This is a genomic window from Vibrio sp. B1ASS3, assembly GCF_905175355.1.
Classification (GTDB): domain Bacteria; phylum Pseudomonadota; class Gammaproteobacteria; order Enterobacterales; family Vibrionaceae; genus Vibrio; species Vibrio owensii.
Genome location: NZ_HG992742.1, coordinates 1,416,788 through 1,430,489, shown reverse-complemented (window position 1 = coordinate 1,430,489; position 13,702 = coordinate 1,416,788). Strand labels below are relative to the sequence as shown.

13 protein-coding genes are annotated in these 13,702 nt (G+C 46.1%); 5 read left to right on the top strand and 8 right to left on the bottom strand.

Annotated features, from left to right (window positions below):
• Nucleotides 1-298: 298 nt before the first annotated feature.
• Complete coding sequence (locus KJB05_RS06535; RefSeq protein WP_208444394.1) at nucleotides 299-1,651, top strand: LysM domain-containing protein; 1,353 nt, start codon at nucleotides 299-301, stop codon at nucleotides 1,649-1,651.
• A gap of 93 nt (nucleotides 1,652-1,744) precedes the next feature.
• A complete protein-coding gene (locus KJB05_RS06530; RefSeq protein WP_208444393.1) occupies nucleotides 1,745-3,196 on the top strand; it encodes a hypothetical protein in 1,452 nt (483 codons plus the stop codon).
• An 81-nt stretch (nucleotides 3,197-3,277) separates the two neighbouring features.
• Here KJB05_RS06530 and KJB05_RS06525 read toward each other — a convergent pair whose 3' ends face one another.
• The 4 genes from KJB05_RS06525 to KJB05_RS06510 form a co-directional block, all read right to left on the bottom strand.
• Entirely contained in the window at nucleotides 3,278-3,772 is a 495-nt protein-coding gene (locus KJB05_RS06525; protein WP_208444392.1) for a GNAT family N-acetyltransferase, read from the bottom strand.
• Nucleotides 3,773-3,855: 83 nt separating this feature from the next.
• A complete protein-coding gene (locus tag KJB05_RS06520; protein WP_208444391.1) occupies nucleotides 3,856-4,332 on the bottom strand; it encodes a GNAT family protein in 477 nt (158 codons plus the stop codon).
• A 51-nt stretch (nucleotides 4,333-4,383) separates the two neighbouring features.
• The gene (locus KJB05_RS06515; protein WP_005435018.1) at nucleotides 4,384-4,926 is read right to left on the bottom strand and encodes a hydrolase; all 543 of its coding nucleotides are present in this window, start codon (nucleotides 4,924-4,926) and stop codon (nucleotides 4,384-4,386) included.
• Nucleotides 4,927-5,043: 117 nt separating this feature from the next.
• Nucleotides 5,044-5,904, bottom strand: a complete 861-nt coding sequence (locus tag KJB05_RS06510) for a LysR family transcriptional regulator (RefSeq protein ID WP_208444390.1) — start codon at nucleotides 5,902-5,904, stop codon at nucleotides 5,044-5,046.
• Nucleotides 5,905-6,018: 114 nt separating this feature from the next.
• Here KJB05_RS06510 and KJB05_RS06505 point away from each other — a divergent pair, with 114 nt between their 5' ends.
• Together KJB05_RS06505 and KJB05_RS06500 are read left to right on the top strand one after the other, a co-directional pair.
• On the top strand, nucleotides 6,019-7,083 hold the full coding sequence (locus tag KJB05_RS06505; protein ID WP_208444389.1) for an HlyD family secretion protein: 1,065 nt from the start codon (nucleotides 6,019-6,021) through the stop codon (nucleotides 7,081-7,083).
• 9 nt (nucleotides 7,084-7,092) lie between these two features.
• Nucleotides 7,093-8,112: a DUF2955 domain-containing protein gene (locus KJB05_RS06500; protein WP_045412076.1), complete on the top strand. Its 1,020-nt coding sequence runs from the start codon at nucleotides 7,093-7,095 to the stop codon at nucleotides 8,110-8,112.
• Between the two features lie 333 nt (nucleotides 8,113-8,445).
• On the opposite strand, the gene KJB05_RS06495 is transcribed toward KJB05_RS06500, so the two are convergent.
• Nucleotides 8,446-8,964 carry a MarR family transcriptional regulator gene (locus KJB05_RS06495; RefSeq protein ID WP_244142894.1) on the bottom strand — a complete coding sequence of 173 codons (519 nt, stop codon included), beginning with the start codon at nucleotides 8,962-8,964 and terminating at the stop codon, nucleotides 8,446-8,448.
• 419 nt (nucleotides 8,965-9,383) lie between these two features.
• Between KJB05_RS06495 and KJB05_RS06490 the strand changes: the two genes are divergently transcribed.
• On the top strand, nucleotides 9,384-10,277 hold the full coding sequence (locus KJB05_RS06490; protein ID WP_208444388.1) for a DMT family transporter: 894 nt from the start codon (nucleotides 9,384-9,386) through the stop codon (nucleotides 10,275-10,277).
• A 257-nt stretch (nucleotides 10,278-10,534) separates the two neighbouring features.
• Here the strand turns inward: KJB05_RS06490 and KJB05_RS06485 are convergent, their stop codons facing one another.
• From KJB05_RS06485 to KJB05_RS06475, 3 genes are all read right to left on the bottom strand, one after another.
• The gene (locus tag KJB05_RS06485; RefSeq protein ID WP_208444387.1) at nucleotides 10,535-11,563 is read right to left on the bottom strand and encodes a methionine synthase; all 1,029 of its coding nucleotides are present in this window, start codon (nucleotides 11,561-11,563) and stop codon (nucleotides 10,535-10,537) included.
• A gap of 30 nt (nucleotides 11,564-11,593) precedes the next feature.
• Entirely contained in the window at nucleotides 11,594-12,568 is a 975-nt protein-coding gene (locus tag KJB05_RS06480; RefSeq protein WP_005443333.1) for a DUF1852 domain-containing protein, read from the bottom strand.
• A 255-nt stretch (nucleotides 12,569-12,823) separates the two neighbouring features.
• Entirely contained in the window at nucleotides 12,824-13,699 is an 876-nt protein-coding gene (locus tag KJB05_RS06475; protein ID WP_208444386.1) for a LysR family transcriptional regulator, read from the bottom strand.
• Between the last annotated feature and the right edge of the window lie 3 nt (nucleotides 13,700-13,702).

Sequence of the window (13,702 nt, the reverse complement as noted above, 5' to 3'; positions counted from 1 at the left end):
TAACTGTCAGCTCTTAACTGCTGGTTATTAAGCTTTCATCATCAATAACCAGTAATTAGCGCTTCACGCTTTCCTAAAATAAACCATCAATATATCTACCCACCCTTCGCATTAATATTATTTATTGCCCCCCCCCTCGCTTTAATAAACATTATTATCACTAAATACCTTACCCTGCGTGACTTTCGTTCTGACTATAGATTTAGTAACTAAGCAAAAAGAATTGGTTGTTTTGTCTATAGTGCGTTCTTTTATTTGCCGCTAAGCTATCACCAATTAAATCCAAGAGGCGATATTAATGAAGCGTCCAACATCAACACGTGTGAGGGGAGCTGGCTACTCGCCACTTATCGAATCCACGTCAACTACGTCAGACAAACTCTCAACCGCTAGCCGTCATTCGAACACAAGTAACCAATCCAGTTCACAGAACAGTGCGCCAGCAAGCTACAGCTCGTCAGTCCACGACTATCAATCTCAGGCTGAGGCGGAATTCGAATGTCGAATTAAAATCCATGCGCCAAAAGACGATTTAAATACTCTTCGACCGGGAGTTTTTTCTCTGGCGAAAACGCCAAAAGAACCACTTATTAAACGCTGGGGAAAATTAGAGAAAACCCAACCGTCGCCCTGTACTGTATTATCAGCAGAATGTTTCGAAGCCGAAGACAAAACCCTTTTACACGAACTTTTTCAAGACGTCGGCTTACAACAAAAATACACTGTCACGCCAAAAACGCTCGGCAGTGAATATACCAATGCTGAATTCATTCCTTTTATTCCTGCCGTCGAGACCAAAGGTCTACTGGGTTGGGCAGCGCAAGGCTTTTACTATTATTTCCATGATGGAAAGTTAATGCATGAAATGGCGATTCTTGGTAACGACAAGTTTTCTTGGCAAATGACCACTTCCAACGCCCATGGCATTACAGAAATACTGGCTAGCTCCAAAACATTCAACACCGTACTGGTACCGGTCGCAATTGAGGGTAAGAAAGCCGCACCCCAGCATATTTTCTACCGTAAAGAGAAGCTCACCAACGTTGAGCTTGCCGAGATTAACCCAACTTGGTTGGAGCAAAATGCCACGCTCATTGATATCGCTGCGCTTAAAGCGATTGTGAAACAGTCTTTGCTACCAAGAGAAAATACAGCGACACAATCGAACAACGAAACAAGCAAAGCGAAGACCCATAAAGTTAGTACCAACGACGATGGGACGCCGGAACTATGGACGGATATTGCGCCTCAATATGGGTTGTCTGCAAAAGCATTGCTCAAGCTTAATCCAAGCTATGAAAGCGATCCTATCGCACTCAAAGTTAGTGATGTGTTGAATGTCAGTGCGGCTCAACAACCACAAAAAGCGACCAATGCTGAGCAAACGTGCCCTCAAGAGACCTTTGCGGTTGGCCAAGCCTACCCGCTCGGAGACGTTTGGGGAAAGTACGCAAAACGCGATGTGTGGGGGGAATATTCGGACTTATCGCAGCCCTCTTCAGTGATCAATATATTTAATCACGCAGGATTGTCGCAAAACACGCCAGTATTGAATGTGCAAAAAATTGAAAGCCGCGTATTACGAGTGGCCGTTTCTTTCGTCGATGACGACATACAGTTGACGCACATAACCAGCCTGTCTTCGGTCTAGTTTTTATGGCTTGCTGATCGACAAGGCAAATCAAGATGCCACTTGAGGGAGAACCTCCCTCATCACTCATATTCAAAATAAGTGAACACACGCATGTACAGTGAAACGAACACTTCGGCGGCTACCTCAAGCCAAGCGAAAAAAAGAAAGAACGATGCCTCCAACTCCTCACAAGGAGGCTCAGCAACTAAGCGCTCGCGCGAGGAGCAGACAAAAGAAAACGCCGACAAGTGGGAAGCGTTTCAACGAGATTGGCAAAACCACGTCGAAGAGAGCAATCTCACCATCGCAGACAAACCCGCTGAAGCGCTGATACGCTTTAACTATCGCTACGTGGTTAACGACAACACAGGCGCGCTCAAGTATGAACCTGTCAGTGTCGATCAGATTTTGAATAACTACCGCGAACTAGAGCGTGTTTACTACCGCCGACAAATCCACGACCCAAGTCCGGTGCAAACTCGACAACAAAACCAACAATCAACGTCACCAAGCACCTCCCATTTTGAAGTAAGAATAGAGCCACAATCCACCACAGGCACTGCTTTAATCGTTCCCTCCGTCGGCATGCCGAAAGAGTTTAAGATCAAAGAGAAACTGGAAGAGTTATATTGGTACACAGAAGGCGGCGACAGACCCGTGTACTTGTTTGTGCACCAAAGCGAGCTGAACTTATATCATGAGCAAGTGGGGACACTACTTCAAGCCGCTGGCGTAGGTTTGGTTGGGTGGGCGTTCGAATCTGGTACCGTTGGTTTTGGTGCAACAAGAAAAGCCGTCGTCGATTTTTGCAAACTCAAACAACTCAAAAAAGTCACCATGATGGACTGCAATGTGTTGATGTCTGAAATGGATCTTATCTCCGCAGCGGAAGAAGCCACATCGGAAGTAAAAGATGACACCACCTTGTATATCTCGCTTGGTGTGACAAGTGGAGACACCTACGAGAAAGGCTCAAAAGCGCCAAAAGGGTTGCTCAACGAGGGCGCAGTAAAGGGCCGACCAATTGAGCAGTTCACCATGCTCAACCGCAATGTGTTGTTTGATCCTGCGTTTATCTCTTCTTCCGAAGACATTGATGTGTCTAACGATATGAAGTTCTTCAACAGCATCAACCAACAGAAGTCGATTGCTCTAAAAGACTTAAAACTGCACCAAAAACTCAAGGATGAATTGGCGAGTCAGTACCCGAGAATCAACAAGCTCCGTTTAAGCCCAACATCTCAGGTTTACAACGAGCGGTTCACAGCTCATCTGACTCAAATTGCTCAGAAAGAGCAGAACATGGTGATTGAAGTCAAAACCGGAACCGAATCAAACGCGCAAAAGCACAAAGTGACGGTGAAAGCGCTCAGTGAATTTATTGCCGAAAAGCTTGGGAAAGATGCTCTTCGCATTCAATCTCTGATCATTGAAAAGATGCTGGTGAAGTACAAAGACATGAGCATGAACTCCGGCTATCAATATAAAGCGGAAGGGCTGGAAGAAACACAAGCGGCGCTGTCCTCTAGCAAGCGATCATCGAGTAAGAACAGGGATGCCTAAGTCAGCACAAGAAGACGATTTCCCTTGGTAAGCTGTTTGAAAAAATCAGGTTACCAAGGGAGGAGATTTTAAAGTTCGAGGTTACGCATTCAATTCCAACTGCCAATACCCGACAGATTTCTTCTCGCCGAACTTGAGCCCGATATTAGGAAATTCCCCTACCTTCTTGAAGCCCAGTCTCTCATGCAATCGGATACTCGATTCGTTAGGCAACGTAATCACGCCAATCACGTTCTTAATCTGTTTCTCTTTGAGGTTGTCGAGCAAGTGTGAATACATAGTGCTGCCAATGCCTTTGCTGGTGATGCCCTGCTTCACGTAGATAGAAGGTTCAACGGTAAAGCGATAAGCAGAGCGCGGCTTCCATCGATTGGCATAAGCGTCCCCCAATACTTGGCCGTCGACCTCGGCCACCAACCAAGGTAAGCCTAAACTCAGCACTTCTTCTATTCGTTGCTGCATCACCTCGATGGAAATCGGTTCTTCCTCAAAAGAAATCGACGTGGACTCCACATAGTAATTATATATTTCAACAATTTGAGCTGAATCCGTGTCTTTAACTTCTCTAATTTCCATTCGTCATCCTTAATCCCTAACACATCCCCAAAGCAAGGTAGGAGCGAAACTCCAACACCCTTTCGCCAGCTTTTAGCTCTTTTCTAAAGTCGCTTTTCCATGAGTAAAAGATCCCAAACCTCGTTATCAAAACAACGGGTTCCTGATTCATGAGAAGTTACTTTGAAACCCAGCGACTCGTAGCAGTTCTTCGCGACAGTATTACGCTCAAACACCGCCAACGACAAGACTTGAGCATGATGCTGAGTTTGAGACAGTTCGATAAGCTGCGTGAGCATGACCTTTGAAATCCCTTGCCCTCGAAACGCGTTGGCAATGAACACGCGACAAATACGAAAGTGTGCATCTGAGACTTTGAATAGCTCAACATACCCCGCCTTCTTTCCGTCGCAAATTAGGATAAACGGGAAGACTTTAGGTTTGGAGCAGTGAGCACTGATTTGTTCCTCATCCAAAGGGAATTGAAAGTTTGGGCCTCCCCACTGGTAGTTCAGTTTGTCTGAATCAATCCAGCGGATGAGTGCCTCGTAATCTTCCTTTTCAAATGCTCTCAGTTCCATCTTTGCCTCTGCCATGTTTCACCGTAACAATTGTCTACGACTGCGGTTGTGCTATTTAATGAGCCCTAAGATCTCTTTAAACTCTGGTGCTCGGCAATCTTCTACCATTTCATACAAACACATTTCGACGCCCGTTAGACCAACGCCATTCGCGGTCAGTTTTGCAAGCGCTAACGCTTTGTTCGCTGGCGTTCGGGAAGAGACACAATCGGTCACCAACTCCACTCGATAACCCATTTGACGAAGCGATACCGCGGTTTGATACACACAAATGTGCGCTTCGATACCACAAACTAGCCAAGTGTCGACTTTGGCGTTTTCTACCGCGAGTTTGAATGTCGGTTCTTTGCAACCATCAAAGGTGTACTTAGCGATGGGCAAGTGATCTTTCGCTAGCACTTCACGAATCGGCTCAACCGTTGGCCCTAAGCGATCTGGATTTTGCTCCAACCAAACAATCGGCAAGTTGAGTGCTTTTGCGCCTTTGACTAACTTGGTGGTGCTTTCAATCAGGGCTTCGCTTTCGTGCATGAGTGTTGCCAGCTTACCTTGCACATCGACAACAATCAGTCCGGTGGTGTTTTTCGATAACATTCTCATCTCCTATGAGCGGCTTGAACATCACTCTGCTCAAGCCTTTGAATAAAACGAATGTACCAGAAGCGCAGGATAATCAGATCGGCAAATTCGCAAAGTTATTGTCCGCTCACGCTATTTAAATCGTTCTCGAAACAGTTCAATCAGCACTTTGACCTTGTTCGGTAAAAATAGATTGGATGGATAAATCAAAGTCAGATGCTGCTTAGGATGCGTAAACTCCGGCAGCACTTCCACCAGCATGCCGTCTTCCAATGCTGGCTTGGAATGCACTTGAGGAATAAACGCAATGCCATTGCCTGCGATCGCCATAGAGCGAAGCAAATTCAAATCGTCGGATTTCAATGCCACATGCAGTTCAGAGTCGAGTAAATCCGCGTTGTAACGGTTGGTTAGCAAACGATGGTGCTTTAAGTCTGCCATGGTTTTTAATGGTGAATGCGCCTCTAGGTAGGCTTTAGACGCCACAAAATGACTGCGATAAGGCAACAAGCTGAACTGAACATAACTGTCGTCCGATACTTTCGCCACGCTAGGAAGAAGCTGAAGATCAAACGCCTGACGCTTAAGATCGACACTCTCCTGATGGTTTTCAATTTCCACCGACATCTCAGGGTAACGCGTGGTGTATTCGTTAATGATCCAGTTAAACGCGGCTGAGCTCATCAATGCAGACGGAATCGCGACGCGCACCTTGCCCGTCAGTTCTTGTTGATATTCGTGCATCACATTCAAACCTTGCTGAATGTGCTCAATCGGTTGTCCCACCAGCTCAAACAGACGCTTGCCGTGCTCGGTCAACTCAATGGTTCGCGTGGTTCTAATCAGCAATTGGCAGCCTAGCGCTTTTTCCAACTCCTGTAGTCTGCGGCTCACTTTGGAGCGCTGTAATTGGTTAGCGTCTGCGGCAGCACTGATGCCTCCGTGTACAACGGTTTGGCTAAACAGGTGAAGATCATCAAAACTTACGTTCATTGTCCTACTTTTAGGTCATTCATGCACTTAATGTCATTCTACTGAACTGTGACCAACTTCTCTATAATCGCCTGTCTTATTTGCTTGTTAGCGCCATAAATTCAGGTATCTCTTATGACAGCGGATCATAAATTCAAACACTGGATGCGAACACTTATTGTCCTGTTCATTGTACTCTTTTTCTACATCATCATTGCTGACCGTCACGCGCCAATCACCACCGAAGGGCGAGTTCAGGGTTACGTAGTGCAAGTCGCGCCAGAGGTCTCTGGCAAAGTGACCGACGTGCTTATCGACAACAACCAGTCGGTTCACAAAGGCGATGTGCTATTCAAAATCGATGACCGCAAATACAAAATTGCTCTAGAGCAAGCGGAGTTGTCACTGCAATCGGCTTACGAAAAAGAAGCCACCCTTTACTCACAACGTGAAGCAGCATTGGCGAACATTGCACGAGCAGAAGCGACCTACAATAACGCACACCGTGAATACTCTCGTTTGCAAAAGCTGTCGAAACAGAAAGTGATTTCTCAATCCACCTTGGACAACGCTTTCGCACAAAACCAAGTGTCACGAGCTGCGCTCAAAGCAGAACAACAAAACTTGAAAGTGATTGAAGCACAACTTGGCGATAAAAAAGGCCAAAGCACAGCAGTTCGAATTGCGAAAAACGGCATTGAGAAAGCACAGCTAGACCTAACCAACACCGCAGTCCTTGCTCCAAGTAACGGCGTGGTAACGAACCTGCAATTGGAAGTCGGCACCATGGCAAACACCAACATGCCATTGCTTACGTTTGTCCCAACAGGCTCAATGTGGGTCGCAGCGGATTTCCGTGAGAAGTCTGTGGCGGGAGTAAGCAAAGACTACCATGCAATGGTGGCATTCGATGCTAACCCAGGTTCTGTGTACGACTTCGAATTATCCAGCCGAGATTACGGTGTTGCGGCCGCACAACAAACCCCAAACGGCGCACTGACCAAGGTCGAAGTGAACAACCGTTGGGTACGAGATGCGCAGCGCACTCGCGTAAACCTAACCAGCGAAGAAGCCTTGCCTTCCTCTCTGTTCGTCGGTTCTCGTGCCACCATCGTTCTTTACCCAGATAACAGTCCGTTCTGGGCAATGATGGCACAAGTTCAAATCTACCTAGCTAGCTGGTTCCACTTTATCTACTAGGCGGCTGCGATGAAAACCTTACGCATTTGGTTCGGCTGCTCAATGGGTTTGGCATTGAGCATGATCTTTGGTTGGTCTTACGGTTTCTTTGCCGTCATGCTGCCGCTGTTCGTGCTCGGCCGTATGGATCACTTCAGCCTACCATTGGTATTGATGGTGCTGTTCTCAGCGGTTTGGACTACGGTTCAAGCCACCTTTATTCTCGAATACTTACAGTTCCATCCCACTCTGATGTTCGCGGCAGTGGGCATTATGATGCTGTTTAAATGCATCGCGATGATGAACCCAAAAACCTACTTGTTTGGTTACATGGGATTGTTGGTTGGCTCGATCGTGCTCAACTTTGCGAGCTACGATTTCATGGATATTGAAGAGTTCAACGTCAACCTTTGGGTGATTTCGTTCAGTAATATCTTCGTCTGTGCCCTCGCCTATTGGCTATTCCCAGAGCCGGAATCGAAGATCTTACAAACAGAAATGACCACGCCAGTAAAAAGCGACATCGACTACATCAGCCAAGTAGCTATGGGCTGGGTAGTAGCGATGGCGGCATTTTTGGTGTTCCAAATAGGTGATTTGTACGACTCGCTTTCAGCACAAGCTTCGATCCTCATCATCCTAACGCCAATGACACTAGCAGGCTCAATGGCCATGGCGAAAATCCGTATCATCGGCACAGCACTAGGTTGTATTGCGGGTATGACGGTGCAGTTAATCTTGGGCAGTTGGTTTGGTCATGGGTTACTGTTCTGGCTGGCGTTTACTATCGCTATGGGACCATTCTGTTTGTGGCTAACGAAAGGACAAGTCAAAGCCGCCATTGCGTTCTCGGCGATGTCAGCCCTGTCTGTTCCACTGACCACGTCATTAGTGCCTGAGCAGAAAGACGCGTTCTTCTCTATCTTGTACCGATTCAGTTCGATATTCGTTGCAGTACTGCTGACCGCAATGGTGATGTGGGTAGTACACCACTGGATTCGCGTGATGTTATTGAAGCATCCAGAGATGAAGAATGTGGAATTGAATTAACGGGAACCGGGAAACGAAGCATGCCGCTCACTTTACTGTGAGCTGCATTTTTATTTAGAAACGGTCATCCTGAACAACGAGGAACGAGCGTGATTCAGGATCTACCCACCGAGTGCTTTAAACTTCGAAGGTTATCGTCATTTCCCAGCGAGTGGTTAGCAGATTCCTAGTCTCGCTTAAACTCGCTGGAATGACCCTGTCTTGAGTTTCTGTATCGAAGATAAATTTCGATACTAACCCGCCAACTCTTTACTAATGAACAAAGGGCTTTCCTTAAAGTCTATGGTGTTAGCCCCCCGTTTCCTTTTTCCGTTTTGCTTGGATTATGCGGCACTAAGACTGAAGTGAGCTCATCAAACTCAAGAGCGATTGTCGCTGCTCATCAGGAAGAGCTTCGAATAGCGTTGCCATTTCACCAAAAAACTGAGGTCCCATCGCGGCAACCAACCCTAACCCTTGTTTTGACAACGATATTTTGACTGAGCGCTTATCAACTAAGTCATGTTTACGGACGACAAGATCTTTTGCTTCTAAGCGCTCCAATCGGTTTGATAGTGCACCTGATGATGGTAGTAATGTCTGCTCTTTGAGTGCTTTTGCCGTCAGCTCATAAGGCTCGCCTGAACGGTATAATGTTGCTAGAACATCAAACTCTGACGGATTTAATCCATGCTTCTTGCAAAAGTGGGTTCTTGCGTCTGAAAGTGACGTACCGAATCGAACGAATAACGTCACAAGTTCAATGATGTTTCCGTCCAACTCTTTGTTTATTGATAGCCACTGCTCAGCAACTTGCTTGCTCGTCATCTTCAAAATAATGAATCCATGTAATAACGCTCTATACCATTTCACTCTCGTCGCTTACTACTACTTTGCCAAGACCGACGATGCCACCTCTTAAAACTAAGCTTTGCATCCAAGTAGAGAAACTCAAGAATAAGACCTAACGCAAATAGTACCATTACTAAAATTGCGAGAACATCTACGAAAAAAGCCATGAGAGCTTTAATCACTACTTTAACTAAACCCATCACTTCCATAACCCACCATCTCCTAAGTATCTGAGACTAAAACCTTCTTCCTGCCCAACTCCGCATCCACTAGTACTAACTTTAGAATCAAACCTACAGCTCAAAGAAAATCCCAGCCTTCTAAAACCACCACCAGAGGATCAAAGAAAAGATCAACGAAGGTGACTTTACGCTCAATTTATGTTTAAGTAAATTATGTTTATATAAACACATTTACAAAAATGAAGTTGAAGGAGCATTATGAAAATCATCTTGGCGATATTAGCCCCCTTACTATGGGGAACCACCTACGCTGTTGTTTCATCGGAGTTTGTTGGTTGGTCACCGTTCGCGCTAGCGGTATGGAGAGCCCTGCCTGCTGGCTTCATTCTATTGATTTTAAAGCCAACAATGCCCAAGCTATCAGAGCTCCCTGCTCTACTTCTAATTGGCTTCCTTAACATCGCGTTATTTTTTGGCTTATTGTTCGCTGCTGCGCTGAGACTACCGAGTACTTTGGTTGGCGTGGGTATGATCGCCTTGCCTGTTGTGAGCTTGGCAATCATGGGGATCGCGCATCAAGTAAAACCATCAATGATCCAATTGGTGTCGGCATTGGTGCTACTGGGATGTTCTACTTATCTATTCTTGACTAGTCACGCACCGATCAGCCCATCAGCTGTATTACTCTTGGTTGGTGCTATGAGTGCATTGATTGCGGGAAGTGTTGTTGCTAAACACGTGATGAAAAAAATCCACTGGTGGAAATTACTAACATGGAAACTCATCTTCGGCGGCATCATCTTATTACCTCTCGCCTATTGGGATGTTTTTTCAGGTGGAAAAGCCGTCGTACCTTTAGTCCCAAACAACTTTGAACAGTGGCTAGCGATGGGTTGGATTATTATCGGATTAACCTCTGTAGCCTACGGGGCTTATGTCTATACCATCCCTTTAATTACAACGAATGAGCTCAGTTTCTTTGGCACCTTTAACCCAATTCTGGCAATGATCTTAGGCGTCACGCTCATGGGAGATTCACTGACTCACGTGCAGATTGGTGTGATGGCATTGATGGTTGTCAGCAACTTGATTGCTCAGTTCTTCGAGTATCGTAAAAAGCTCCCGACCGAGCAGGAAGTGATCAACTATTAGCATCTTCTATTTTCGTGATCTTATAGAGAGAAAACCCAAGACCCGAACTCTTGGGTTTGTTGTGAACGACATACTTCCCAACATCCGTCATCCTGAACAGCGAGGGACGAGCGTGATTCGGGATCTACCCACCGAGCGCTATGAAGTTCGAAGGCTATCGCCGTTTCCCAGCGAGTGGTTAGTAGATTCCTAGTCTCGTCTAAACTCGCTGGAATGACCCTGACTTGAGTTTATTGTGTCGAACCTAAGTTTTGATATTAACCCGCCAACTCTTTACGGATAATCTCTGCGCCTGCGCTGAGTGCATTCAGCTTCGCAGTTGAAACTTCGCGAGATAGAGGCGCCATGCCGCAGTTGGTGCATGGGTAAAGTTTGTCAGCGTCGACGTACTTCAGTGCTTCGCGCAGTGTTTCTGCAACCTCTTCTGGTGTTTCAATCTCGTTAGTTGCCACATCAATTGCGCCAACCATCACCTTCTTGCCGCGGATAAGTTCAAGTAGTTCGATAGGTACACGCGAGTTGTGACACTCAAGCGAGATAATATCGATATTGGACTCTTGCAGCTTCGGGAATACCTCCTCGTATTGTCGCCACTCAGTGCCTAGCGTCTTCTTCCAATCCGTGTTGGCTTTGATGCCGTAGCCATAGCAGATATGTACAGCCGTTTCGCATTTTAGCCCTTCGATAGCGCGCTCTAAACACGCAATGCCCCATTCGTTCACATCATCAAAGAACACATTAAATGCGGGCTCATCAAATTGGATAATGTCGACGCCTGCCGCTTCAAGCTCTTTGGCTTCTTGGTTAAGGATCTTTGCGAATTCCCAAGCCAGCTTTTCACGGCTGCCATAATGATCATCATACAATGTATCGATCATTGTCATTGGCCCCGGAAGCGCCCACTTGATCGGTTGTTTGGTTTGCTGTCGCAAGAACTTCGCATCTTCCACAAACACAGGTTTGCTTCGGCTAACTGGGCCAACAACCGTCGGTACACTCGCGTCATAGCGATTACGAATGGTCACGGTTTTGCGGTTCTCAAAGTCTACGCCGCTAAGGTGTTCAATAAAGGTTGTCACGAAGTGTTGGCGTGTTTGTTCACCGTCACTGACAATATCAACCCCTGCTAGTTCTTGCTCTTGCAAAGAGACTCGCAGCGCATCGCGTTTGCCATCAATTAGCTCTTCGCCTTGCAGTTTCCACGGTGACCAAAGCGTCTCTGGTTGAGCCAGCCAAGAAGGCTTAGGTAAGCTGCCCGCCGTTGAAGTCGGTAATAGTGTTTTCATCGTCATACCCTTTTAGATTATCGTTTTCGATTACGCGTAATTTGCAGACCATTGCTCAAGGATCGCTTGATAAGGTTTGATGAAGTGCTCCTCAGCAAACTTCCCTTGCTCTTTCGCAAGCTGGCTGCGCTCTTCGCGGTCATAAACGATTTGGGTTAACGAGTGATCGAGATTCTTCAAGTTCGGTTGGTAACACTGGCCGGCTACCGCATTCGCGTTGTAAATCTCTGGGCGGTAAATTTTTTGGAACGTCTCCATGGTACTGATGGTGCTGATCAGCTCTAGGTTCGAGTAGTCATTCAACAAGTCACCGAAGAAGTAGAACGCCAACGGAGCGACACTGTTTGGCGGCATAAAGTAGCGCACCTGTAAGCCCATCTTTTTGAAGTACTGTTCGGTCAATGACGATTCGTTTGGCTGGTATTCAAAACCCAACACCGGATGTTGGTTGTCAGTACGGCGGTAAACCTTGTTGTCCGACACACTCAAACAGATAACAGGCGGCTTTTGGAAATGTTGTTGGTACGATTCCGACTTCACGAACGCTTTAAAAAGCTTGCCGTGCAACTCGCCAAAATCAGCAGGAATGCTAAATTGAGGCTGGTCTTTGTTGTGGTCTAGCAGCAAAACGCTAAAGTCGTAATCGCGCACATAAGAAGAGAAGTTGTTACCCACAATACCTTCGATTCGTTCGTTGGTTTTGCGGTCAATAATGTTGGTTTTAAGCACTTCGATAGAAGGGAACGCTTCACCACTGCCTTGGATATCCATATCCACAGAGATGATTTCCAACTCGACACTGTAACGATCGCCATTCGGGTTATCCCAATGTGCCAAGGCATTAAAACGATTGTCGATCATGCGCAGTGCATTACGAAGGTTATTTTGGCGGCTGTCACCACGAGCTAGGTTGGCAAAGTTGGTCGTGATGCGCGTGCTGTCTGATGGTTGGTAGTTCTCATCAAAACGGATGCTCTTAATAGCAAAGTTGAAATCGTTATTCATGGTGAGTTGGTATCCTATTTCCTTAGATAAACGCTGACTGATTCCTAACTCTGTTCTTGGGGATGGTTGTGTTTTTTGATTTTCCCAATCGTCAGTGTGTGCAGCGTTTACTTCGAAAATTCAGTTCAAAAACAGCTGTCACAGTGCCTAACACCAGAGCAGTCTGTTTTTTATACTTGCTTCGTTACTTGAATAACATTGGTAATACTTCACGTTGAACATGAAGGAATTTCATGGTTTGAGGAAAAAGCCTGTCTAGTGCGCGTTGCGCATACAGTCGATAAAGACTTCCATTGCGGGCGTAACACACTTTCCGGCATGGTAGCCACACAGCGGCTTGATCATTTGCGGTGCATCGGTAAACGCGAGCTCTTGCAGACTGCCCTCTTGCAGTTCTTTTTCAACAGTGAAACGAGGCAGATACGAGATACCGATATTACTCTCTACACAGTTTTTGATGGTGTTAATGCTGCTCAGCTCAATCATGTTATCGATGCTGATGTTGCGCTCTTGGATGATGCTCTCAAAAGTCTGACGGAAAAGGCACTTAGGACCATTGCTGATGAATCCCAAATCAATGTGTTGATCCCTTTTCTGTAAATCCAATCCAGTTAAAAGCGGCGAAGCAACAAGGACTAACGGCTCTTGTTCGAACTCATGCACCTTGAGCGCATCATCATTGCCGACACGGTAGAACACACCCAAATCGGCTTTATCAGCAATCAATTCATCACGAATCTTATAGCAATTTTGTGATTGCAGAGAGAGCCTTACCTTCGGCGCTCGTATTCTGAATTCCTTCAAAACATTTGCCATTTTATAAGCGAGCTGAGTTTCTGCGATTAAAACCTTCAGCTCTCCTGTCGGCTCAGCACTCTCTTGTTGTGCCGTGCCTTCAATATTTTCCATCACTCGTGCGAGCTCATAAACGTAAGGAAGGATTTTTTCTCCTGCCTGAGTCAGCACCATTTTTCGGCCGATCTTTTCGAACAACTGCAATGAGAGATCTTGCTCTAACTGTTTGATCTGAAAGGTCACTGTCGACTGAGTACAATAAAGCTTTTGCGATGCTTTAAGAAACGAGCCTTCCTCAACAATGGTTTTAAACGTAAGGAAACGCTTTAGATTCATGAC